Origin of the sequence: Nonomuraea sp. NPDC050310, from assembly GCF_040655795.1 — a bacterium.
Taxonomy (GTDB): domain Bacteria; phylum Actinomycetota; class Actinomycetes; order Streptosporangiales; family Streptosporangiaceae; genus Nonomuraea.
In genome coordinates this window covers 198915-222197 of sequence record NZ_JBFAKP010000010.1, presented here as the reverse complement: position 1 = coordinate 222197, position 23283 = coordinate 198915, and the positions used below count along the sequence as shown (strand labels likewise).

Below are 23283 nucleotides of genomic sequence, written 5' to 3'. Positions count from 1 at the left end.
GCGGCGCGAGCCGTACGGAGACCTTGGCTAGCCCTTGACGGCGCCGGCCACCAGGCCGGACACCATGCGGCGCTGAACGAGGAGGAAGAAGATGACCACGGGCAGGGTCATCAGCGTTGACGTCGCCATGATGGCGCCCCAGTCAGTGCCTCGCTGGCCGAAGAAGAACTGCAGCGCGACCGGCATGGTGTACTTGGTCGGGTCGTTGATCAGGTACAGCGCCATGACCAGTTCGTTCCACGCCGTGATGAAGGAGAAGATGCTGGTCGCCACCAGGCCGGGGGCCACCAGCGGGAAGAGCACCTTCCAGAAGGTGGTGAACCGGCTGGCCCCGTCGATCCAGGCCGCCTCCTCCAGCGACTTGGGCACGGCGGCCACGAAGGTGCGCAACATCCAGATGCCGAACGGCAGCGTCAGCGCGATCTGCGTGACGATCAGCCCGGCGAGCTGGTCGTACAGGCCGAGCCGCTTGACGTTCATGAAGAGCGGGATGACCAGGGCTTCGGCGGGGATCATCTGCATGATGAGCAGCGTGGCCAGGAAGCTGGTGCGGCCCTTGAAACGGAAGCGGGCGATGGCCGTGGCCGACAGCAGGGCGAAGACCGCGCCGATGAGCACGGTGACCAGCGCCACGATGGCGCTGTTGCCCAGGTAGAGCCAGATCGAGTGCTCCGCGACGCCCTTGGTGAGGACGTTCGTGAAGTGCTCGAAGGTGAAGTCCGTGGGGAACGGGATGAACTCCGTGGTGAAGATCTGCTCGTTGGACTTGAAGGCCGTGGAGACCATCCAGTACACGGGGAAGATCATCACCAGCAGCACGATCACGGCGAGCGCGTTCATGCCGATCTTGCCGATGAGGCGGCGGGCGTACGGAGTCATCAGAGCTCCTCCTGCTTGAACAGCTGCCGGATGTAGGCGGCGGTCACGATGAGCAGCAAGATCGTGAGCACGACGGCGATGGCCGCGCCCGAGCCCATCTTCGGCGGGGCCTTGAAGGCCTCGGCGACGGCGTACATCGACAGGTTGAACGCTTCCCGGTTGGTCTGGCCGCCCAGGACGACCAACTGCCCGAAGACCTTGAAGTCCCAGATGATCGACAGCACGGTCAGCACCGCGAACACCGGCTTGAGCAGCGGGAAGGTGATCTTCCAGAACGTGCGCCAGGCGCCCGAGCCGTCCACCCTCGCGGCCTCGTAGAGCTCACTGGGGATGCCCTTGAGCCCGGCCAGGACCGAGACGGCGACGAACGGGATGCCCGCCCAGACGACGCAGAGGATCAGGATCATGTAGATGGACCAGGCGTCGTTGAGCCAGGGCTCGCCGGTCCAGTCGGAGCGGCCGAACAGCAGGTTCGACAGCCAGTCGGGCAGCAGGTTCAGCGCCCAGTTGATGATGCCGCGCTCGCCGTCGGCCAGCCAGCGCCAGATGGCGCCCTGGGCCACGGGCGGGACGGCCCAGGCGAACATCAGACCCACGATCAGGACCAGGGACATCTTGCGGCCGAGCTTCTGCAGCAGCACGCCGACGGCGGTGCCGAGGATCAGCGTGAGCGGGACGGCGATGGCCGCGAAGACCACCGTGTTCCGCAGCGCGGTCCAGAAGATCTCGCTCTCGAAGATGCTGGTGTAGTTGTCGACCCCCACCCACGTGGCCGGCTTCTTGCCGGCGACCTGGGCCACGCCCACCTTCTGGAAGGACATGATCGCCATCTGGATCAGCGGATAGACGAGCAGTCCGATGATGACCAGCAGGCCGGGGATGAGCAGAACGTACGGCACCGCCCAGTTGGGCAGGCCCTTCGCCCGGGCCGGGCGGCGGCGATTGGACCCCCGACCCGGGGAGGAGGAGTGTCGGCCCCCACCCCGGGCGAGCGTAGACGTGTCAGTCATGTGATCAGGACTGGTTGAGGATCGTCTCGATTTCCTTCTTGGCCGCGGCGAGAGCCTCGTCGACCGTGGCCTTGCCCTCGATCACCTGGCGCGCCGCGTTCTGCATGACGGCCTTGGTCTCGTTGGCCTCGGTCCAGTTCGGGTCGGCCGGGAAGGCCTTGGCCTTGGCGAAGGCCTTGGCGAACGGAGCCTGGTCCGGGTCCTCGGCGAGCTTGGCCAGGGTGTCGGAGTAGACCGGCAGCAGGCCGCCCTCGAGGGCGTAGCGGTCCGCCCACTCCTTGGTGGTGGCGAACTTCACGAAGTCCTTGGCCAGGTCCTTGTCCTTGGCGTTGCCCCACACCGCGATGTCGTTGCCACCGAAGAAGGACGCGGCCTCGCCGCCGTCCTTGGCGGGCAGCGGGAAGAAGGCCAGCTTGTCCTTCTTGATCTTGCCCTTGGAGTCCTGCTCGATGCCGGGGATGTCCCAGGAAGCGGTCAGGTACATGCCCACCTTGCTGTTGGCGAAGCGGGTGCGGATGTCGGTGGTGTTCTGGTTGAGGCGCGACTTGGAGGAGATGCCGCTGGTCACCAGGTTGGTGTACTGCTCGAAGCCCGCCTTGAAGGCCGGCTCGGTCACCTTGCTGACCCAGTTGTCGCCTTCCTTGACGGCGTACTCGCCGCCGCCGGTCCAGGCGAGGGCGCCGAGGAGGTGGTTGGCGTCGGAGCCGCCGTTGAAGGCGAAGCCGTCGACGTCCTTGCCCTTGGCCTCCTGGATCTTCTTGGCCGCCGCGAGGAGCTCGTCCCAGGTCTTGGGCACCTCGAGGTTGAGCTCCTTGAACCAGTCGGTGCGGTAGAGCACGGCGCGCGAGCCGCCGCCCCACGGCACGGCGTAGGTCTCGCCGTCAATGGTCTCCAGGCCCATCAGGTTCTTCGGGATCTGGGCCTGGTCGCCCGCGGACACGATGTCGGTGACCGGCTCCAGGGCCTCCTGGCTCTGCCAGAGCGGGACCTGGTCGTTGCCGATCTCAGTGACGTCCGGGCCGGCGCCGCCCGCGGCGGCGGCGGTGAACTTGTCGTTCACCTGCGGCCACGGGATCCACTCGACCTTGACGGTGGCGCCGGACTGCTCGGTGTAGGCAGCGGTGAGGGCGTCGGTGTACTTCTTGGCGGCCGGGTTGACGTCACCCAGGCGCCAGAGCGTCAGCTCCTTGCCGGCGAACTGCTTGCCGGCGGGGGTCGCCGCGGCGGACGAGCCGCCGGCCTGCGGGGCCTCGGACGGCTTGGCGGGCTCACTTCCGCCACACGCGGCCAGACCCAGGGCAAGGGCGGCCGTGGTGACCGTCGTGGCCGTGATCTTCGAGATCCTCACTAGGGTTCTCCCTTCCCGGCTTCAAACGCGTCGGGGGTTTGCGTTTCAGAAACGGTGCCGGGCCCTGGGGTCCGCACCTGGCTGATCGTCAGTCTGGATGACTGCTGCTAAACTAACAAGAAACTTTCTTAAAAGAAACAACTCGTTAGCCGATCGTGACGAGAGGGGGGCCGAACCGTGGTCCAGAGTCCTGGGACGCCTCGACTGCTCCGCAGGCTGAACGATCGCAGCGCACTCGAGCTCCTCCTGTCGGTCGGACCGCTGACCCGGGCCGAGCTGGGGGAACTCACCGGCCTCTCCAAGGTAACCGCAGGTCAGCTGCTGGCACGCCTGGAGGAAAGGGGACTGGTCGAGGTCGCCGGCGAGCGGGCCGGCGGGCGCGGTCCCAATGCCGCGCTGTACGGCGTCGTGCCCTCCAGCGCCTACGTCGCCGGGCTCGAAGTGCTGCCGGAGAGCATCACCGTGGGTGTGGCCGACATCACAGGTAAAATCGTGGTTGAGATCACTGTTGACCCATTGGACGGCAAGAATCCCGTCAAGACCGTACAAAGCGCGGTCCAGCGGGCGTGTGCTTCAGCCCAGATCGAACTGGGCCAGTTGCGGTCCTTCGTCATCGGCACCCGCGGCGTCGTCGACCCGGCCACCGGCGACGTCCGCTTCTCCCTCGACCTGCCCGGCTGGCACGTCGGCGTGCTGGACAACCTCCGCCGGACGCTCGGCGCCTCGGTCACCATAGAGAACGACGTCAACCTGGTCGCGCTGGCCGAGCACCGCTACGGCGCCGCCACCGGCCAGGACGACTTCGCGGTCGTGTGGGCCGGCATCGGCCAGGGCCTCGGCGTCATGCTCGGCGGCCGGCTGCACCGCGGCATCTCCGGCGGCGCCGGCGAGATCGGCTGGCTGCCCGTGCCCGGCCAGCCGCTGCCGACCGACGTCTCCCAGCCCAAGTCCGGCTCCTACCAGCGGCTCGTCGGCCACGACGCGCTGGAGGAACTGGCCGCCCTGCACGGCGTGCCCGGCCGCACCGTCCCCGACCAGCTCCGCACCGCCGTCGCGCGCAACTCCGAGAGCTACCTCGACGAGGTCGCCACCCGCCTGGCGGTCGGCGTCGCGGCCATCTCCGTCGTCCTCGACCCCGGCCTCGTCGTGCTCAGCGGCGACGTCGGCCGCGCCGGCGGCGAGGTGCTGGCGGCCAAGGTCGAGCAGGCGGTCGCCCGCGTCTGCCCCACCCGGCCGCGCGTCGTCACCACCGGCGTCACCGGCAATCCGGTCCTGCGCGGCGCGCTCGTCGCCGCGCTGGAGCAGGCCCGTGAGCAGGTCTTCTCCGACACCGTGTGAGAATTGATCCCCATGCGGGATGACATCGTGCTGATCTCCGACCCTCGGGTGGCCGCCGTTCCGGTGGCGGAGTCCGGCGAGCCTCTGGCCGACGTGCGCGGCCGGCTCCGGCTGGACACGCGCCTGGCCGACGCCGCCGGCGCCTACGCCCACCTGCGCACCGGGCTGCTGGCCCGGCTGGAGAAGGCCGAGCGGAGGCTGCCCGACGGCTACCACCTGCTGATCGTCGAGGGCTACCGGCCGATCACCACCCAGCAGGAGATCTTCGACGGCTACTCGGCCTCGCTGCGCGAGACCTTCCCCGACCTGAGCCCTGAGGAGATCGAGGTCGCGGCCAGCCGCTACGTCGCGCCCGTCGCGGTCGCGCCGCACACCGCGGGCGCCGCGGTGGACCTCACACTCTGTGACCCCGACGGGGTCGAGTACGACCTCGGCACCGAGCTCAACGCCACGCCCGAGCAGAGCGACGGCGCCTGCTACACCGGCGCCGCGAACATCTCCGGCGAGGCCCGCCAGCACCGCAAGCTCATGGCCGCCGCGCTCGAACCGGTCGGGCTGGTCAACTACCCGACCGAGTGGTGGCACTGGTCCTTCGGCGACCGCTACTGGGCCCTGGCCACCGGCTCGGCGCACGCGCTCTACGGGCCGACCGTCCTGTCGAGCGTGCCCAGGGCCTCCGCCACGTAGTGCGCCGTGCCCGTGCGCACGCCGTAGGCCAGGTCGCCGACCAGGGCGCAGCGCGCGTAGAAGGGCACCCGCTCGACCCAGCCCGCGTCCGTCGGGTTGTGGTACGGCATGCGCGCCACGAAGTCCGGGCCGACGTCGCGGTAGAGGAGGGCGAAGTCGCGGGCCGGGTCGGCGATCGCCGCGTCGCTCCAGTCGATCACGCCGCTCACCCGGCCCTCGCTCACCAGCACGTGCTCCTGGGCCAGGTCGTTGTGGCAGAACGCGAGCAACGCCGAGTCGGCCGGCACCGGCCGCGCGAGGAAGCGCTCGATGGTACGGCAGGCCGCGGCGGGCAGCTCGGCGGCCACCTCCCGGAACTCCGCCGCGGCCCGGTCACGCAGCTCGGCCAGCGGGGTGGCCACCCGCGGGACCGGCTGGCCGGTGACCGGCGCGCGGTGCAGGGCGGTGAGGAACTCGCCCAGCTCAGCGGCGATGCCCGGTTCCGGGGCCGACAGAGGCTCGCCGTGCAGCTTGCGGTAGACGATCAAGCCCGTGCTCTCATCGGCGAACACCACCTCGGGTACCGGCAGGGTCGCGTGCGCCGCGACGGCGGCGAGCAGAGCCACCTCGCGCCGGGTCAGGTCTGGGTCGGGCGCCTTGCTCAGCCGCACGATCAACTCGCCGCCGAAGTCGTAGGCGACGTTGTCCCATCCCTCGCCCAGTCTGGTAATCACCGCCGCAGCCTAGCCGGGTTCGCCTGACGCACTGGATGGGCACAAACCGGTACGTGACCCCCCTTATCGGGATCGAAGAGGAATATCTCGTCGTCGATCCGGCCACCCGGCATGTCACGCCCCGGGCGGCCGAGGTCCTGGCGGCGACCTCGCGGACACTCGACCTGACCCACGAGATCACCAAGTTCCAGATCGAGGCCCGCACCCCGCCCACCACGGCGCTCATCTCCATCGGCCACCACCTGCGCGCCGCCAGGAAGGAGATCGCACGTGCGGCGCGCGAATGCGGGCTGGCCGTCGTGGCCAGCGGAATTCCGGTGCTCGGCGAGGTGGCACCGGCCCCGCTCACCGAAGGCGCCCGCTACGACCACGCCCGTGCGGTCTACCGTGCGCTGCACGACGAGATCAGCATCTGCGCGCTCCACGTCCACATCGACGTCCCCAGCCCCGAACACGCGGTCTACGTGGGCAACCACCTGCGGCCCTGGCTGCCCGCGCTGCTCGCCCTCGCGGCCAACTCCCCGTACTTCGCCGGGCGCGACACCGGCTACGCCTCCTGGCGGGCGATCAGCTGGAGCCGCTGGCCGGTGGCCGGGGCTCCGCCGTACTTCGCCAGTTACGCCGACTACCAGGCGGCCCTGACCGCCATGGCCCGCTCCGGCGCGCTCATGGACCCCAAGACCGTCTTCTGGGACTGCCGGCCCTCACCGGCCCTGCCCACCGTCGAGATCCGCGTCGCCGACGTGCCGCTCGACGTCAACGACAGCCTTGTGCTCATCGGGCTCATCCGCGCCCTCGTCGTCACCGCCCTGGACGCCGTCGCCCGCGGCGACCTCGGGCCGCCCATCCCCGCCGAGCTCGTCCGCGCCGCCTACTGGCGGGCCGCCCGCGACGGCACCTCCGGCTCCGGCCTCGACCTGCTCCAGGGCGACCTCCTGCCCGCCGCCGCCCTGGCCCACCGCCTCTTCGACCACGTACGGCACGCCCTCGACGCCGCGGGCGACCTCGAATTCGTCGAAGAGGGACTCGACCTGCTCATCCTGCGCGGCTCCGGCGCCACCCGCCAGCGCCGTGCGCACTCGTGGGGCAACGGCCTCACCGGCGTCGTCGACGACCTCATCGAGGCGACGGTCGCCTGACCCGTACAGCGCGTCGCCGTCCTGCCCAGACCGATCAGCATCACCGCAACCGCCACCGGCCGACGCAGGGCCGGTGGTCGGGAGGTCGCCAGGGATCAACTGCGGCGCACCTGGCCGTTGCCGACGAAGCCGACGGCCAGAACGCCCTGCGGTCTCACCGGATCAGCGGGACCTTCGGGATCTGCGGATCAGCTGGATCTGCGGGAGCTTCGGGGTTTGCGGATCAGCTGGCTGCGGGATCAGCTGAATCTGCGGGATCAGCTGGGCGCGGCCGCGAGACGAACCCCCTGACCCCGTCCCCGGAGCGCAGCGGAACCTGCGGGGATCAGCCTGGCCGGCGGGATCGAACCGAGACTGCCCCGGGTGCCGACCTGCTCGCGCCCGGGGATTCTTCTGCCGCACGGCCCCTGGGGCGGGCTCAGGCGCGCAACCGAAGGCCCCGGGGCGTCGGATGGAACCCAGCCGCCTCCAGCGCCGCCCCCAGAGGCGAGTCGTTGATGGACTCCCCGTCCGCCCGCTCCACGGTCAACTTTCCCAGCACCCCGTCCCGGACGGCCAAGGCAAGCGCATCCACCGCCGGCTGGAGCCGCTCGTCGTCGGTGAAGGAGAGCAACGTCTTCCCACCCCGCTCCACGTACACCACGAGCGACCCGTTCACCAGCACCACCAGCGCACCCGCCTTCCGCCCAGGCTTGTGCGAGACGTCCCCGGGATGTGCGGGCCAGGGCAACGCCGCCCCGTACGGGTTGGCCGGATCGGCAGCAGCCAGCACCACAGCACGCCGCACCTCCCCAGACCACCCCGCGGATCCGCCCCCTCCACCCGCCGCCGAGCGAGGCTCCCCAGCCGAGCGGGGCCCGTCGGCTGAGCGAGCCCCGTCGGTCGAGTGAAGGCCGTCGGTTGAGCCGAAACCGCCCGCCGAACGAGGGCCGTCACCTGCTCCAGGGTTGTCCACCGGGCCGGGGCCATCGCTCGGGCCGAGGCCATCGGTCGGGCCGGAGACGAGGGTCGAGGGGAGGGCGTCAGCCGGGGGAAGATCGGTTGGGCGAAGGGTGTCGGTTGAGGGAAAGCCGGTTGGGCGGGGAGTGTCGGTTGGGCGGTAGCCGGGGGAGTCGCCCAGGCGAGGGGAGAGTGCCCGCATCCGATCCACCGCGCCAGGCAGCGCGAACTGCGCCCCACCCAGCCCCTCGACGAAGTACCCCCGACGACACCGCCCGCTCTCCTCGAAAGCCCGGAGCACCTGGTAAACCGCCGAGAACCCCCCGGACAGCCGCTCGGCCGTGACAGCCCCCCGGGTGACCACGCCGTGCCGTTCCAGGAGCACCTCGGCCTGGGCCTGGGCCCGGAGCGTGGGTTCGGCGGACGGCTCGGGCAACAGCCACCACCGCCCGGCCGCCGTGGGCGGCCCGCTACGGGTGGGCAGGACGGCCCGGCGACGGCGGGTGGTGGCCGGGCGGTGGGCGGGACGTCCGGTGCCGAGAGTGGCCCGGAGCGGCGCCAGGGTGTCCCCCGACACCCGGCCCGACCACACCAGGTCCCACAGCGCGGCGACCAGTCCGGAGTCGTCGAGCGACCCTGCCCGGTCGGCCAGCCCGCGGAAGAACAGCGCGCCACCGCCCCCGAGCACCTCCAGCACCTTCTCGTGCAACGGGGTGAGGGTGATGTCGAGCGGGTCGGGCATCAGCAGGGGCGCGGTGTCGGCGAAGTACAGGGACACCCAGCCGTCCCCGCCGGGCAACGAGCCCTGGCCGGCCCAGACGACCTCGCCCGAGGCGGTCAGCTCGTCGAGCAACGCGGGGTGGTAGCCGGGCACGCGGGCGGGCAGCACCAGGGTCTCCAGCGCGGAAGCGGGCACTGCGGCGCCTTGCAGTTGCTCCAGGGCGTTGACCAGCGAATCCATCGCCCGAGCCGCCCCGGCCGCCCCGCTCCGCGCCCCCCGAAGGTCGGCCCCGCCATACCCCCGCCCACCAGCACCAGCCGGCCCGGCGTAGCCGTGCACCCCGCCGTAGTCCCGCCCACCGCCTCCGACAGAACCGCCGGCCCTGCCGTACTCGTGTCCGCCGACACCGGCAGGACCGTCCGCTCTGCCGTACCCTCCGGAACCGATAGGACCGTCCACACCGCCGGCGGCAGCGGCTCCGCCGTACCCCTGGTCGGGGCCGCGCGCGCCGGAGTAGGTCGAGGCCGTGATGCCGTGCCAGGCGGGCAGGAAGGTCGCCAGGGTCTCCGCGGAGACCGGCTCGACCTCCTTGCGCAGGGCGGCCAGCGACCGGCGGCGGATCATCCGCAGCACCCCGGCGTCACACCACTCCTCGCCCCGCCCGCCGGGCCGGAACTCACCGCTCACCACCCGTCCCGAGGCGACGAGCCGCTGCAGGGTGTCGCTCACCACCGCGACGCCCAGGCCGAAGCGGGCCGCGGCGGTGCCGGAGGTGAAGGGGCCACGGGTGCGCGCGTGCCTGGCCACGAGGTCGGCGAGCGGATCGGCGACCGGCTCCAGGAAGACGTGCGGGATGCCCACCGGCAACGGCACGCCGAGGGCGTCGCGCAACCGGCCGGCGTCCTCGATGGCGGCCCACTGCTCCTCGCCGGCCACCCGCACCCGGATGGCCCGCCGGGCCTGTTCGAGCTCGGCCAGCCAGGCTGGGTCGCCCTCGCGGACGCTGACATCGGCCGCGAGCAGCGGGCCGTGCGAGCGCAGCAGGTCGGCGAGGTCCTCCCGGTCACGCAACGGCCGGTCGAGCCGCGCCAGCTCCCGCTCGCAGTCGGCGATGACGTCGGGGTCGAGCAGCTCGCGCAGATCGGCCTGCCCGAGCAGCTCGGCCAGCAGCGCGGTGTCGAGCGCGAGCGCCTGCGCCCGCCGCTCGGCCAGCGGCGCGTCGCCCTCGTACATGAACGCGCCGATGTAGTGGAAGAGCAACGACGCGGCGAACGGCGAGGCCTGCGAGGTCTCGATCTCCACCACCCGGATCCGCCGCGCGGCGATGTCGCGCATGAGCTGCACCAGGCCGGGGACGTCGAAGACGTCCTGGAGGCACTCGCGCATGGTCTCCAGCACGATCGGGAAGCTGGCGTACTGCGAGGCGACCCCCAGCAGGTGCGCCGCCCGCTGCCGCTGCTGCCACAGCGGCGACCGCTTCCCCGGCGTACGGCGGGGCAACAGCAGCGCCCGCCCCGCGCACTCGCGGAACCGCGAGGCGAACAGCGCCGACCCGCCCAGCTCCTCGGTGACGATCCGCTCGATCTCGTCGGCGTCGAAGGCGGCCACGTCGGTCGGCGGCTCGCTCAGCGTGTCGGGGATGCGCAGCACGATGCCGTCGTCGGAGTGCACCGCCTGCACGTCGAGGCCGTAGCGCTCGCGCAGCCGCCGGTTGATCGCCAGTGCCCAGGGCGCGTGCACCCGCGCGCCGTACGGGGAGTGGATGACGACCCGCCAGTCGCCCAGCTCGTCGTGGAACCGCTCGACCACCAGCGTCCGGTCGTCCGGCACATAGCCGGTGGCCTCGCGCTGTTCACCGAGGTAGGCCAGGAGGTTGCCCACGGCGTAGTCGTCGAGCCCGGCCGCCCGCAACCGCCCCACCGCGTCACCGGGGCCGCCGCCCTCGGCAGAGGCCCCGGCCTTCGCACGCTTACCGGTGGCCGCGGTTTTCCCGGAGGTCCCGGACCCTCCCGGCTTCCCGGTCTTCTTCTCCGCGCCCTCGCTCGACAGCTCCCGGAGGAACGCCCCGATCGCCCGCCCCAGCTCCACTGGCCGCCCCTGGGTGTCGCCGTGCCAGAACGGCAGCTTGCCCGGCTGCCCGGGAGCGGGGGAGACCAGCACCCGATCGGCCGTGATGTCCTCGATCCGCCAGGAGCTCGCGCCCAGCACGAAGACGTCGCCCACCCGCGACTCGTACACCATCTCCTCGTCGAGCTCGCCCACCCGCGAGCCCTTCTCCCCGACCAGGAACACGCCGAACAGCCCGCGGTCGGGGATGGTGCCGCCGTTGGTGACCGCCAACCGCTGGCTGCCGGGCCGGCCCTGGAGCAGGCCGGTCACCCGGTCCCACACCACCCGAGGCCGCAGCTCGGAGAACTCCTCGCTCGGGTAGCGCCCGGCCAGCATGTCGAGCGTCGCCTCCAGCGCGGTGCGCGGCAGCGTCGCGTAGGGCGCGGCCCGCTTGACCAGGGCCTCGACCTCGTCGACCGTCCACTCGTCGAGCGCGGTCATCGCCACGATCTGCTGGGCCAGCACGTCGAGCGGGTTGCGCGGGTAGCGCATCTCCTCGATCTGGCCGCTCTTCATCCGCTCGGCGACGACCGCGGTCTGGATCAGGTCGCCGCGGTACTTCGGGAAGATCACGCCACGGGAGACCGCGCCCACCTGGTGCCCGGCCCGGCCGATGCGCTGCAGCCCGCTGGCCACGCTCGGCGGGGCCTCCACGCAGGCGACCAGATCGACCGAGCCCATGTCGATGCCCAGCTCCAGGCTGGAGGTGGCGACCACGGCCGGCAGGCGGCCCGACTTGAGCGCCTCCTCGATCTGGGAACGCTCCTCCTTGGAGACCGAGCCGTGGTGTGCCCGGACGATCTCGGTGGGCGCGCCCTTGGCCGCGCCGGCCTGCGCCATCATGTCGGCGGGCGGTCGCCGGGCGCCGGGCCCGCGCACACCCTTGTCCTCCCGGGGCGGCCGGGCGGGCTCGCCGGAGCCGGGCGGCGTCTCCCAGACGGACAGGTCGATCGCCTCCAGGCCCTGCTCCCGCTCGAAGGCCAGCTCGTTGAGGCGCGTGCACAACCGCTCGGCCAGCCGCCGGGAGTTGGCGAAGACGATGGTGGAGCTGTGCTCCTCGATCAGGTCGAAGAGCCGGTCCTCCACATGCGGCCAGATCGACCGCCGGGCCGGCTCGGCCATCTCGAACTCGGCCCCGGAAGGCGGCGGCGCGGCGTCGAGCTCGGTCATGTCCTCGATCGGGACGACCACCTCGACCTCGATGACCTTGTCCGACGGCGGCTGCACGACGGTCGCCGGGCGGGTGCCGCCGAGGAAGGCGGCCACCTCGCTGACCGGGCGGACCGTCGCCGACAGCCCCACCCGCTGCGCCGGCCGCTCCAGCAGGGCGTCGAGCCGTTCGAGGCTGAGCGCGAGGTGCGCGCCGCGCTTGGTCGCGGCGACGGCGTGGACCTCGTCGACGATCACCGTCTCGACGCCGCGCAACGCCTCGCGCGCCTGGCTGGTGAGCAGCAGGAAGAGCGACTCGGGCGTGGTGATGAGGATGTCGGACGGTTTGCTGGCGAAGCGCCGCCGCTCCTCGGCCGAGGTGTCGCCGGAGCGGATCGCGACCGAGATCTCCGGCACCGGCTCGCCCAGCCGCCGCGCGGTCTGCTTGAGCCCGGCCAGCGGCGCGCGCAGGTTGCGCTCGACGTCGACGGCGAGCGCTTTCAGCGGCGAGATGTAGAGGACCCGGCACGACTTCGTCTCCGACGGCGTGGTGGCCAGCCGGTCGAGCGACCAGAAGAAGGCGGCGAGCGTCTTGCCGGACCCGGTCGGCGCCACGACCAGCGTGTTGTCACCGCGCGCGATGGACTCCCACGCGCCGTCCTGCGCCGCCGTGGGCGCGGCGAAGGCGCTGCGGAACCACTCTTGCGCCATCGGGCTGAACCGGTCGAGCGAGGTCATGCCCACAGTGTGCCCTCGCCGACCGACAGAATCGGTCAGCCGGCGGACAGGCCACGGGAGATCAGCGCCACGACCGCCTCGAAGTGCTGGTCGATGCCGGGATCCGACCACTCGGGGGCGTACTGCGGATCATGGAAGCGGTTGGTGGCGTCGAAGACCGCCCGGGCCGACACCGCCGGGTCGTCGGTGCGGAACACGCCCTGCCGTACCCCGTCGGAGATGATCTCGGTGAGCTGCCCGACGAGGTCCGCGATGTGCGCGTCGATGACGGCGCTGGACTCGCCGACGAGCACGAGGTAGGTCGCGAACAGCTCGGGATCGTCGAACGCCTTCTTGCGCTTGGCCGCGAACAGGGCGCTCAGCCAGGCGCGCAGCCGGTCCGGGGCCGGTCCGGCGGGGACGGCGGCCAGGGCGGCGTGCGACTCCTCCAGCCAGAGCTGCGTCACCGCCTCGCGCAGCGCGGCCTTGCTCGGGAAGTGCCGGTAGACGCTGCCGTGGCTCACCCCGAGGGCGCGGGCCACGTCGACGACGGTGGCCTTGGCCGGGCCGTACCGCCTGAGCACCTCCTGCGCGGTGGTCAGGATCTGCTCGCGGGTCAGCACGCCGTCGGTCATGTCCCGATTTTCTCAGTGTTCACTGTCCAGGTGCGCCATCTGGGCCTCGCCGTACCGCGAGCCGGCCGCGGCGCCCGCGGGCACGGCGGCCTCGACGGCGGCCAGGTCGGCGGGGGTGAGCGCGAGGTCGAGCGCGCCGAGCGCCTCGGCGAGCCGTTCGCGGGTGCGAGCGCCGATCAGGGGCACGATGTCGGCGCCGCGCGAGAGCACCCAGGCGATGGCGAGCTGCGCGACCGTCACGCCACGGGCTCCGGCGAGGTCGCGCAGGGCCTCGGTGAGCGCGAGGTTGTGGGAGAGGTTCGCGCCGGTGAAGCGCGGGCTGACCGAGCGGAAGTCCCCGGGCGCGAGTTCGCGCGCGGGGGACCAGTGGCCGCTCAGCAGGCCGCGGGAGAGCACGCCGTAGGCGGTGATCCCGATGCCGAGCTCGCGGCAGGCGGGCAGGATCTCGTCCTCGACGCCGCGCGACAGCAGCGAGTACTCGATCTGCAGGTCGGCGATCGGATGGACCGCGTGCGCCCGGCGGATGGTGTCGGTGCCCGTCTCGGACAGGCCGATGTGCCGGACATATCCGGCCGACACCAGCTCGGCGATCGCGCCGACGGTCTCCTCGATCGGGACCGCGGGGTCGACGCGGGCGATCCGGTAGACGTCGACGTGGTCGGCGCGGAGCCGGCGCAGGCTGTGCGCGAGGAAGTTCTTGACCGCCGCGGGCCGGCCGTCGTAGCCCAGCCAGGCGCCCGCGGGGTCGCGTAGCGCGCCGAACTTGACGCTGATCTGCGGCCGTTCGCGGCCTTCGAGGGCCTTGGCGATGAGCAGCTCGTTGTGCCCCATTCCGTAGAAGTCGCCCGTGTCGAGCAGGGTGACCCCGGCGTCCAGGGCTGCGTGGATGGTGGCGATCGACTCGGTTTCGTCGGCCGGGCCGTACAGATCGGACATGCCCATGCAGCCGAGGCCGAGCGCGGAGACCTGGTTCTTACCCAGGGTGCGAAGTTCCATAGCCTTGAGTATGGACTATGGACTGACAGATTTCAAACTTTGTCAGCGAGGATTGAGTCCCATGCCGCGGGAGATATGAGGAAGTGAGGTGAACCCCAGGTGAGCGAGATCGACTACGCGGCCGTCGCCGCCAAACGTGAGCACATCAAGCAGCAGTACCTCCTTCCCCACCGTCCCCCGAGCAGCGCACGCGGCCTCCACCACTTCGCCCTGCTCTCCTCCGACGTCGAGCGGACCGTCCGCTTCTACCAGGAGCTGCTCGAATTCCCGCTGACCGAGATCTTCGAGAACCGCGACTACAAGGGCAGCAACCACTTCTTCTTCGACCTCGGCAACGGCAACCTGCTGGCCTTCTTCGACTTCCCCGGCCTCGACCTCGGCCCCTACCAGGAGGTGCTCGGCGGCCTGCACCACATCGCGATCTCCGTCGACCCGGCCACCTGGGAACGGCTGCGCGGCAAGCTGGAGATGGCCGGCGTGCCGCACCAGATCGAGAGCGGCGCCTCCATCTACTTCAGGGACCCCGACGGCGCCCGGCTGGAGCTGCTCGCCGACCATCTCGGTGAGATGTACGGCTCGCGCGTGCTGTGATCAGCGGCGCGAGGCGCGCCTGGAGCGATCGACGCCCGCCCGCGGCTCCCGCCGGAGACCCGCGTGCCGCTCGGAGCGCTCCGCCTTCTCCTTCTGTACGGCCTGCCGCATCAGAAGGTCGAGGTGGCGGCGCCGGGCCCGGCCGGTCCGGTTCTTGGCCGACTTCGGGGGCGATGGCTGCGACTTCTTGGGGGATTTCGCCATGGCCCGGTCCTACCCACTCCGGCGGTGGTTCGATACTTGGCTGATGCGCCTGACTGAGTTTTGGAGACGGATGCGGGCCCACTTCGGCGACGCCTACGCCGAGTCGTGGGCACGCGACTACGTGCTGGCGCCGCTCGGCGGCCGGACCGTCGAGCAGGCGCTGGCCGACGGCATCGGCGCCAAGGAGATCTGGCGCGCGGTCTGCCAGGTGGAGAACGTCTCCAGCCGGCTCACCTAGTCGTCGGGCTCCTGGGCCAGCACCGTCTTGATCGCCGTGGCGGTGCCGCCCAGATCCTCCGCGCTGCCCTGCCCGCCCGGCGACCACAGGAAGAGCCACCCGCGCTGCGTGGGCGTGGCGAAGATCAGCGTCTGGCGGCCCGTGCTCGGGTGCCAGGCCCACAGCACCGGATCGTGGCCGCCGACCATGCGGCCGACCAGGCCGTGATCGGGGAGCAGTTCGGCCAGCGCCTGGAGATGGCCGCGCCGTTCCTCGGTGTAGGTGCTCGCCACACCTTTCAGGATCTCCCCAGGTCACGGCCATGGCAACAGGGCGGGAGCATTGTGGGGGAATGTCTAGTCCCGGTGTCGGGCCAGCTCCCGCACGATCTTCCGGAAGCGAAGGTGCGCCCGGACGGTGATCGCCGCCGAGGCCCCGATGAACAGCGCTCCGGCCGCGATCGCCACGGCCAGCCCGGTGCCGCGGTCCGCGGCCACGGTGACCGTCACCGCCGTCGTCGCCAGCGAGGCCGCCAGCGCCAGCCAGCCCGCGACCAGCCCGTCCAGCGCGAACAGCGGCCGCGGCCCGAGCACCGACCAGGCCCCGAACGCCGTCCAACCGGCGCAGATCAGGGCCAGCAGCGCGAACACCAGCCGGGTGCGGTCCGGCAGCGGCCCGGGCTCGGTCGCCCACAGCGTGATCAGGAACGTCCCGCCCACCAGCCCGCCGAGCAGCGCCACCGTCCCGCGCAGCCGCCGCCACGGGCTCGACTCGGCCCGCACCAGCGCGATGATCTCGTCGTCTTTCATGGCTTCTCCTCCAGTTGTCCACGAAGCAGGCCGCGTGCCCGGTGCAGCCGGGATTTGGCCGTTCCCAGCGGAATGCCGCAGATCTCCGCGCAGTCCTCCAGCGACAGGTCCTCCAGGTAGAAGAGGACGAGGATCTCCCGCTCGCGCGGCGGCAGCGCGGCCAGGCCGTCGAACAGCTCGGCCCGGTCGAGAACCGCTTCCGTCCCGTCCGGTACGGCAGGCGGCTCGGCCCCGGCGTCGAGCGCGGCCTCGCCGTACTCCGCCCGCAGCCGGGTCGCCACCGCCCGCCGGGCGATGGTGAACAGCCACGGCGCGAAGCGCGCCGGGTCCTTGAGCCGGGGCAGCCCGCGCACCACCGCCACCCAGACCTCCTGGGTCACGTCGTCGGCGCGCCCGGGGCCGAGCATCCGGCGCACGTAGGTCAGGACCGGCTCGTGCCACGCCCTGACCAGCTCCGTCAGCGCGGCCCGGTCGCCCAGACGGCACCTGAGCACCAGCGATTCGTTGTCCATCCCACTCCCTCGTCGTCCACGCCGGTACAGTCGCGGAGCGGACACGCCAGGTTCACGTTCGGATGAGATCGAACAGCCGTTCGGCTACTATGAAGCCACCCGGACCGAGGTCCGGCGGAAAATTGTCGGTCGCAGGCCGTAGCTTTCTCACGACTGACCGGACCACGATCCTCCAAGGGGAGATCCCATGGCTATCAACGACCGCGAGAAGGCCCTTGAGACTGCCCTCGCACAGATCGAGCGTCAATTCGGCAAGGGCTCCGTCATGCGCCTCGGCGACGACGCCCGCGCGCCGATCGAGATCATCCCGACCGGCTCGATCGCCCTCGACGTCGCCCTCGGCATCGGCGGGTTCCCGCGCGGCAGGATCGTGGAGGTCTACGGCCCCGAGTCCTCCGGCAAGACGACGGTCGCCCTCCACGCCGTGGCCAACGCCCAGCGCGGGGGCGGCATCGCCGCCTTCATCGACGCCGAGCACGCGCTCGACCCCGAATACGCCAAGAAGCTCGGTGTCGACACCGACGCCCTCCTGGTCTCCCAGCCCGACACCGGTGAGCAGGCCCTCGAGATCGCCGACATGCTGATCCGCTCCGGCGCGGTCGACCTGATCGTCATCGACTCGGTCGCGGCCCTGGTGCCCAAGGCCGAGATCGAGGGCGAGATGGGCGACAGCCACGTCGGCCTCCAGGCCCGCCTCATGTCCCAGGCGCTGCGCAAGGTCGCCGGTGCGCTCAACAGCACCGCCACCACCGCCATCTTCATCAACCAGCTCCGCGAGAAGATCGGCGTCATGTTCGGCTCGCCCGAGACCACGACCGGTGGTAAGGCGCTGAAGTTCTACGCCTCGGTGCGCCTCGACATCCGCCGCATCGAGACGCTCAAGGACGGCACCGAAGCGGTCGGCAACCGCACCCGCGTCAAGGTCGTCAAGAACAAGATGGCCCCGCCCTTCCGCGTGGCCGACTTCGACATCCTGTACGGCGTGGGCATCTCCCGTGAGGGCGGCCTCATCGACATGGGCGTCGAGCACGGCTTCGTCCGCAAGGCCGGTGCCTGGTACACCTACGAGGGCGACCAGCTCGGCCAGGGCAAGGAGAACGCGCGTAACTTCCTGAAGAACCACCCGGACATCGCCAACGAGATCGAGAAGCGGATCAAGGAGAAGCTCGGTGTCGGCCCGCGGGTCGACGCTCCCGCCGACGCCGCCCCTGCCGCTCCCGCTCCGGCGGCTGCCGCCCCGGCTCCGTCCGGCCGTGGCTCCCGCGCCGCTGCTGCCGCCGCCGCGCCGAAGCCCGGTGACGTCTGAGCGCTCGGCGTATGAACGAGCCGAAGAGCCGGCCTGACCCCGGGCGCGCCCGCCGCGCCCGGCCATCGCCGCCTGGCTGGAGCGACTCCGATCCAGCCGACGCCCCACCCTGGCTCTTCGGCGACCCTCCTACACCGAGCGACTCCCTTACACCCGGCGACCCTCTTCCGCCGGGCGATCATCCTCCACCTGGCGATTCTCTTTTGCCGGGCGATCACCCTTCACCTGGCGCCCGTCTTTTGTCGGGCGATCATCCTTCACCCGGCGATTCTCTTTTGCCGGGCGATCACCCTTCACCCGGCGACCCTCTTGTGCTGGGCGACTCTCTTCCTCCCGGCGGGCTCACCTCGCCGGGCGGCTCTGCCTCGCCAAGCGCTGCCCCTTCCCCGGCTCACCCGCGGGACTGGGGTGCCTGGCCCGACCCCGCCGAACACCCCATCAAGCGCCGCCGCCGCAACCCGTCCTCCCGATCTCAGACCCCGGACCCGACCGGCACCTCCTACCCGGCTCAGCCTTCGGGTACGGCTCAGCCCTCGGGTACAGCTCGCCCCTCGGGTACAGCTCGCCCCTCGGGTACAGCTCGCCCCTCGGGTACAGCTCAGACGTCGAGCTCGGCTCAGACCCGTGGCGAGGCCCGGCCTCAGGCCCTGGACTCGTCGGAAACCTTTGCCTGGCCCACCTTCCCATCTGAGGCCGCGTCCCCACTCGAGGCCACGTCCCCACCGGTGACCTCGTCGTCGCCTCCGGCTGCGGACGAGGGCTCCTGGTGGGCTCCGGCTGCCCAGGAGGGGCTCGACTCCGGCCAGGACGGGCACCCGTTCTTCAGCCTGGGCTCGGGAGACGACGGCAGCGGCCCGCTCTCCGGTCTGGCGTCCGGGGACGACGGTTCCGAGACCCGGAGTCGTAAGCGCGCGCGCCGCTCCAAGAGCACCGGGTACGGCAAGCGTCCCCGCCGGGCCGACCCTGACACCGATGACCAGGCCTTCGAACCGGCCCCCTTCGAACAGGCTCCCTTCGGCGGCCTGTTCAGCAAGCCCTCCTCAGACTCTGAACCGACCGAGCTCCGCCACTTTGAGGGCAGCGGCTTGTTCAGCGAGTCGACGACCTCGGGGGCTGAGCCGACTCCGGCCAGCCACGTCGAGGGCGGCGGCTTGTTCAGCGAGCTGACCCCGGAGCCCGAGCCGACTCCGGTCAGCCACGACTGGGGCAGCGGTCTATTCAGCGAGCCGGTCTCGGAGGCTGAGCCGACTTCGGTCAGCCACGACGGGGGCGGCGGCTTGTTCGGCGAGCCGACCCCGGAGGCCGGGCCCACCTCGTCCGCCGAGCTCACCTCGTCCGCCGAGCCGGCCTGGGCCGCCGAGCTCAGCTCGCTCACCGAGCCGACCCCGGCTGCCAAGCCCACCCCAGCCACCGAGCTAACCCCGCCCAGCCCCGACACCGGCGGTGGGCTGTTCGGCAGCGAGTCTGGCCAGGGGGGCGGGCTGTTTGATGGGGTGCAAGCCGATTCGGGCGGGCGGGGAAGTTCGGGTGGCGGAGGGCTGTTCGAGGGTGAGCCGTTCGGGGCGGCGGGGGGCTCCGGCGGTGGGCTGTTTGATGACGACGGTGGGGAGCGGCGGCGGGCTGGGCGGGGGAAGGGGCGGTACGGGCGGAAGAAGGGGCGCGGGCGCTACGGGGACGGGCCGGATCCGGGGTCGGGGGCGGCGCAAGGGCCGCCGGCGGATCCGGAGTCGGTGGCACGGAACATCGCGCTCCGTCTGCTGGCCATGGCGCCCAAGACGCGGGCGCAGCTCGCGGAGGCCATGCGGAAGCGGGAGGTGCCCGAGGAGGTCGCCAACGTCGTGCTCGACCGGTTCACGGAGTTGGGGTGGATCAACGACGAGGCCTTCGCTGAGGCTTGGGTGGAGTCCCGGCACCATGGGCGGGGGCTGGCCAAGCGGGCTCTGGCGGCCGAACTGCGGCACAGGGGTGTGGACGGGGAGACGGTCAACGAGGCCGTCGAACGGCTGGATCCCGACCAGGAACTGGAGACGGCTCGGCGGCTGGTTGAGCGGAAGCTCGGGTCGACGCGGGGGCTTGAGTCCCAGGTCCGGATTCGGCGGCTGGCGGGGATGCTTGCTCGGAAGGGGTACGCGCCGGGGCTGGCCTATCGGGTGGTTCGGGAGGCGCTGGAGCAAGAGGGCATCGAGGTCGAGGACGACTTCTCCTAGGACGAGGCCCGCGGCCGGGACGAGGACCGGACACGGGGACCAATGCCGGGACGGGGACCGGGGCCGGGGCGGAGACCGGGGGTGGGGTGAGGACCAGTGCCGGACGGGACCCGGGGGTGGGGCGAGGGTTGGTTTCGGCTTGGGATGCCCTTCGAGGGCCCGCAGCACGTCGGCCTGTGTGCTCCGGTCCGGCGTCCGTTCTGAGGGCCGCGGCCGTCGGCTGGTGTTGCGCCGGCGCTGCTGTGCGGCCCTCTGTCGGCTTCGGTGCTGTCTCTTGAGCTGCTGCGCCAGCCCCACCTCTCTGGCTCGCTGCTTCGGTGGGTTCCCTTGGGAGGGTCCAGCAGGGTGGGGGGTTCGGGGCGGTGGCTGCTTGGTGTGGGGAGCTGGCGCAGGCGTGGGGGTGGTCAGGCGAGGTGGCCGAGGGTGAGGGCGGCGATCACGGGGGCCAGGTAGAGCACGGGGTAGACGACGGTCGAGTAGGAGCGGGCGCGGAGCACCGTGACGATGGCGCCGGTGAAGTACAGGATCAGGGCGATCCCGGCCAGGATGCCGATGATCGGCACGAACAGACCGATCAGGAGGCCGATGGAGCCGGCGGCCTTGGCCGCGCCCAGCCAGGGCCACCACGTGCTGGGGACGCCGTAGTCGGTCAGCGGCTTCACGACCCACTCGGCGCGGCGGAGGAGTGAGAAGGCGGAGAAACCCACCCAGAGGGCGGCCAGAACGGTGACGACGGTGGCGGTGGTGGACATCGGGGACACTCCCTAGCTGGTGCTTTCTTGTGAGCTCCATCCTGGGGAGGCGGGTTGATATGTCCGCTATGTGTGTGCGATGTGCGGCACAGGCAAGGGGAGCGATCCGGCGGGAAGAGGGGGAGCAGGGCGACGAGGAAGAGGGGGTGTGCCCCAACCGGAGCTCGACCGGGAGGGGGCGGTTGGCTCGGTCGAGTCGTGGGTGAGGGCGGTCAAGGGCAGGGGAAAGGGTGGTCGGGGCCGAAATTGCTTTCCCATGGAGCGGTTTCATCAGGTCAAACGTTGGGAAAAGCCGTCCAGGCAAGGGTTTTGCTCGTTGTGGCCGAGAGATTCGGGCGAATGGGACGGACTGTCGAGTGGGACACGCTTGACAGCCAGTCTTTGCTTGCTCGTTACCACTTCGACGCATAACCTCGACGGCAGTGAGGAGTTACTCCGCGACGCGCGGATTGCCATACCGGTGAACTACGGACGAACGAACGTGATCGATCGAGGCGGGGCGAGGTGTCGGCTCAGGCAGTCGGCGCCTGTTCAGCCTTGGGTGCAGTCCCGTCCTGGTGTCGACGCCGTCCCGGCTGTCCGCGCCGTGCAGGTGACCCCTCCCGTGGCAAGGCAGTAGCTGAGCGAGCGATGCAGGGGCACAGCAGCGCTGTGAGCGTGAGCGCGAGGAGGGCGGAGCGCCGATATGGACGCGGTAGTGGTGCTGACCATGGCGGTACTCCTGCTGGCGTTCGTGACGATCGCGACACTGGTGCTGGTCATCAGGCGTACCGCGACGCCGAAGGTGGCGCGCCCGTCGGCTGAGCAACTGGCCGAGGTGGACGACGAGCTGGCGCTGGCCAGGGCGGAGGCCGGGCAGATCCGGGTCAAGGCCGAGTCGGAGGCCGACGAGATCCTGCGCAGGTCGGAGGCGGCGGCCGAGAGCGCGGCCCGGCTCCGGCAGGAGGTCGAGGAGGAGAGCCGGACGCTCAAGCACGAGCTGAAGGAACTGCGCGCCGACCTCGAACGCCGCGAGAAGCGGCTGGCCGAGCGCGAGGAACGGCTGGACGAGGAGTCCAAGCGGCAGGGCGAACGCGAGCGCAAGCTGGCCGAGACCGAGGCGGAGCTGGCCGAGCGGCGCACGGAGTTGTCCCAGGTGGACGAGGAGCGCCGCAAGGTGCTGGAGCGGGTCGCCCGGCTGACGGCGGAGCAGGCCAAGGCCGAGCTGATCAGGGACATCGCCAACCAGGCCAAGCGCGAGGCGGCGCTGATCATCCGGGAGATCGAGAGCGAGGCCCGCAAGGAGGGCGAGAAGCGCGCGACGAAGATCGTGACGCTTGCCGTACAGCGGGTGGCGGCGGAGCAGACGGCCGAGTCGGTGGTCAGCGTGCTGCATCTGCCGGGTGATGAGATGAAGGGCCGCATCATCGGGCGCGAGGGGCGCAACATCAGGGCGTTCGAGTCGACGACCGGGGTCAACCTGATCATCGATGACACGCCGGAGGCGGTGTTGTTGTCGTGTTTCGACCCGGTGCGCCGCGAGACCGGGCGGTTGACGCTGGAGAAGCTGATCCTCGACGGGCGCATCCACCCGCAGCGCATCGAGGAGGCCTACGAGCGCAGCAAGGCCGAGGTGCAGGCGTTGTGCGCGCGGGCGGGCGAGGACGCGCTGGTGGAGCTCAGCATCACCGACATGCACCCTGAGCTGACGCTGCTGCTGGGGCAGTTGCGCTATCGCACCTCCTACGGGCAGAACGTGCTCAAGCACCTGATCGAGTCGGCGCACATCGCCGGGATCATGGCCAGCGAGCTCAAGCTGGACCGGCAGTTGCTCAAGCGGTGCGCGTTGCTGCACGACATCGGCAAGGCGCTGACGCACGAGGTCGAGGGCAGCCACGCGCTGATCGGCGCGGAGATCGCGCGGCGGTACGGCGAGAGCGAGGACGTGGTGCACGCGATCGAGGCGCACCACAACGAGGTGGAGGTCCGCACGGTCGAGGCGGTGCTCACCCAGGCGGCCGATGCGATCAGCGGGAGCCGGCCCGGGGCGCGGCGGGAGTCGCTGGAGGCCTACGTCAAGCGGCTGGAGCGGCTGGAGGAGATCGCCTCGTCGTACGAGGGAGTGGAGAAGGTGTTCGCCATGCAGGCCGGGCGAGAGATCCGGATCATGGTGAAGCCCGACTCGATCGACGACATCCAGGCGCAGGTGATCGCGCGGGACATGGCCAAGCAGGTGGAGGAGGAACTGACCTATCCGGGGCAGATCCGGATCACCGTGGTCAGGGAGTCCAGGGCCACCGAGTTCGCCCGCTGACCCTTCCCGCTG

Annotated in this window: 20 protein-coding genes; 8 read left to right on the top strand and 12 right to left on the bottom strand. The window is 71.1% G+C overall.

The window, feature by feature from the left end:
- Nucleotides 1-27: 27 nt before the first annotated feature.
- From AB0I67_RS24130 to AB0I67_RS24120, 3 genes are all read right to left on the bottom strand, one after another.
- On the bottom strand, nt 28-879 hold the full coding sequence (locus AB0I67_RS24130) for a carbohydrate ABC transporter permease (protein ID WP_357927473.1): 852 nt from the start codon (nt 877-879) through the stop codon (nt 28-30).
- On the bottom strand, nt 879-1778 hold the full coding sequence (locus AB0I67_RS24125; protein WP_357927471.1) for a sugar ABC transporter permease: 900 nt from the start codon (nt 1776-1778) through the stop codon (nt 879-881). Before AB0I67_RS24125 ends, AB0I67_RS24130 begins: the two co-directional genes overlap by 1 nt.
- A 115-nt stretch (nt 1779-1893) precedes the next feature.
- Nucleotides 1894-3237 carry an extracellular solute-binding protein gene (locus AB0I67_RS24120; RefSeq protein WP_357927469.1) on the bottom strand — a complete coding sequence of 448 codons (1344 nt, stop codon included), beginning with the start codon at nt 3235-3237 and terminating at the stop codon, nt 1894-1896.
- Between the two features lie 177 nt (nt 3238-3414).
- Between AB0I67_RS24120 and AB0I67_RS24115 the strand changes: the two genes are divergently transcribed.
- Nucleotides 3415-4575, top strand: coding sequence for an ROK family transcriptional regulator (locus AB0I67_RS24115; RefSeq protein WP_357927467.1), 1161 nt, complete (start codon nt 3415-3417; stop codon nt 4573-4575).
- A gap of 12 nt (nt 4576-4587) precedes the next feature.
- Nucleotides 4588-5262, top strand: a complete 675-nt coding sequence (locus tag AB0I67_RS24110; RefSeq protein ID WP_357927466.1) for a M15 family metallopeptidase — start codon at nt 4588-4590, stop codon at nt 5260-5262.
- Here AB0I67_RS24110 and AB0I67_RS24105 read toward each other — a convergent pair.
- A complete protein-coding gene (locus AB0I67_RS24105) occupies nt 5214-5975 on the bottom strand; it encodes a phosphotransferase (protein WP_357927465.1) in 762 nt (253 codons plus the stop codon). The two genes, AB0I67_RS24110 and AB0I67_RS24105, sit on opposite strands and share 49 nt — an antisense overlap.
- Before the next feature lie 53 nt (nt 5976-6028).
- On the opposite strand from AB0I67_RS24105, the gene AB0I67_RS24100 reads away from it, so the two are divergent.
- Nucleotides 6029-7114 carry a glutamate--cysteine ligase gene (locus tag AB0I67_RS24100; RefSeq protein WP_357927464.1) on the top strand — a complete coding sequence of 362 codons (1086 nt, stop codon included), beginning with the start codon at nt 6029-6031 and terminating at the stop codon, nt 7112-7114.
- A gap of 418 nt (nt 7115-7532) precedes the next feature.
- Here the strand turns inward: AB0I67_RS24100 and AB0I67_RS24095 are convergent, their stop codons facing one another.
- From AB0I67_RS24095 to AB0I67_RS24085, 3 genes are read right to left on the bottom strand one after another with little or no spacing between them, the layout of a single operon-like run.
- Complete coding sequence (locus tag AB0I67_RS24095; protein ID WP_357927462.1) at nt 7533-12770, bottom strand: DEAD/DEAH box helicase; 5238 nt, start codon at nt 12768-12770, stop codon at nt 7533-7535.
- Between the two features lie 35 nt (nt 12771-12805).
- Nucleotides 12806-13384, bottom strand: coding sequence for a TetR family transcriptional regulator (locus tag AB0I67_RS24090; protein ID WP_357927460.1), 579 nt, complete (start codon nt 13382-13384; stop codon nt 12806-12808).
- A gap of 12 nt (nt 13385-13396) precedes the next feature.
- Nucleotides 13397-14380, bottom strand: coding sequence for an aldo/keto reductase (locus AB0I67_RS24085; protein WP_357927458.1), 984 nt, complete (start codon nt 14378-14380; stop codon nt 13397-13399).
- Nucleotides 14381-14479: 99 nt separating this feature from the next.
- On the opposite strand from AB0I67_RS24085, the gene AB0I67_RS24080 reads away from it, so the two are divergent.
- Nucleotides 14480-14971: a VOC family protein gene (locus tag AB0I67_RS24080; protein ID WP_357927456.1), complete on the top strand. Its 492-nt coding sequence runs from the start codon at nt 14480-14482 to the stop codon at nt 14969-14971.
- Here AB0I67_RS24080 and AB0I67_RS24075 read toward each other — a convergent pair whose 3' ends face one another.
- Entirely contained in the window at nt 14972-15175 is a 204-nt protein-coding gene (locus AB0I67_RS24075; protein ID WP_357927455.1) for a hypothetical protein, read from the bottom strand. It abuts the gene before it with no gap.
- A gap of 43 nt (nt 15176-15218) precedes the next feature.
- On the opposite strand from AB0I67_RS24075, the gene AB0I67_RS24070 reads away from it, so the two are divergent.
- Complete coding sequence (locus tag AB0I67_RS24070) at nt 15219-15413, top strand: DUF3046 domain-containing protein (RefSeq protein WP_357927453.1); 195 nt, start codon at nt 15219-15221, stop codon at nt 15411-15413.
- Here AB0I67_RS24070 and AB0I67_RS24065 read toward each other — a convergent pair.
- The 3 genes from AB0I67_RS24065 to AB0I67_RS24055 all read right to left on the bottom strand — a co-directional run bounded on the left by AB0I67_RS24065 (nt 15410) and on the right by AB0I67_RS24055 (nt 16713).
- Nucleotides 15410-15685, bottom strand: a complete 276-nt coding sequence (locus AB0I67_RS24065) for a hypothetical protein (RefSeq protein ID WP_357927452.1) — start codon at nt 15683-15685, stop codon at nt 15410-15412. The two genes, AB0I67_RS24070 and AB0I67_RS24065, sit on opposite strands and share 4 nt — an antisense overlap.
- A 63-nt stretch (nt 15686-15748) precedes the next feature.
- Entirely contained in the window at nt 15749-16201 is a 453-nt protein-coding gene (locus tag AB0I67_RS24060; RefSeq protein ID WP_357927450.1) for a hypothetical protein, read from the bottom strand.
- Nucleotides 16198-16713 carry a sigma-70 family RNA polymerase sigma factor gene (locus tag AB0I67_RS24055; RefSeq protein ID WP_357927448.1) on the bottom strand — a complete coding sequence of 172 codons (516 nt, stop codon included), beginning with the start codon at nt 16711-16713 and terminating at the stop codon, nt 16198-16200. Before AB0I67_RS24055 ends, AB0I67_RS24060 begins: the two co-directional genes overlap by 4 nt.
- A gap of 187 nt (nt 16714-16900) precedes the next feature.
- On the opposite strand from AB0I67_RS24055, the gene recA reads away from it, so the two are divergent.
- Nucleotides 16901-18019, top strand: a complete 1119-nt coding sequence (gene recA, locus AB0I67_RS24050) for a recombinase RecA (RefSeq protein ID WP_357927446.1) — start codon at nt 16901-16903, stop codon at nt 18017-18019.
- 725 nt (nt 18020-18744) lie between these two features.
- On the top strand, nt 18745-20226 hold the full coding sequence (gene recX, locus AB0I67_RS24045) for a recombination regulator RecX (protein WP_357927444.1): 1482 nt from the start codon (nt 18745-18747) through the stop codon (nt 20224-20226).
- 404 nt (nt 20227-20630) lie between these two features.
- Here the strand turns inward: recX and AB0I67_RS24040 are convergent, their stop codons facing one another.
- Nucleotides 20631-20978, bottom strand: a complete 348-nt coding sequence (locus AB0I67_RS24040; RefSeq protein WP_357927442.1) for a DoxX family protein — start codon at nt 20976-20978, stop codon at nt 20631-20633.
- Nucleotides 20979-21663: 685 nt separating this feature from the next.
- Here AB0I67_RS24040 and rny point away from each other — a divergent pair.
- The gene (gene rny, locus AB0I67_RS24035) at nt 21664-23271 is read left to right on the top strand and encodes a ribonuclease Y (protein WP_357927440.1); all 1608 of its coding nucleotides are present in this window, start codon (nt 21664-21666) and stop codon (nt 23269-23271) included.
- Nucleotides 23272-23283 lie beyond the last annotated feature (12 nt).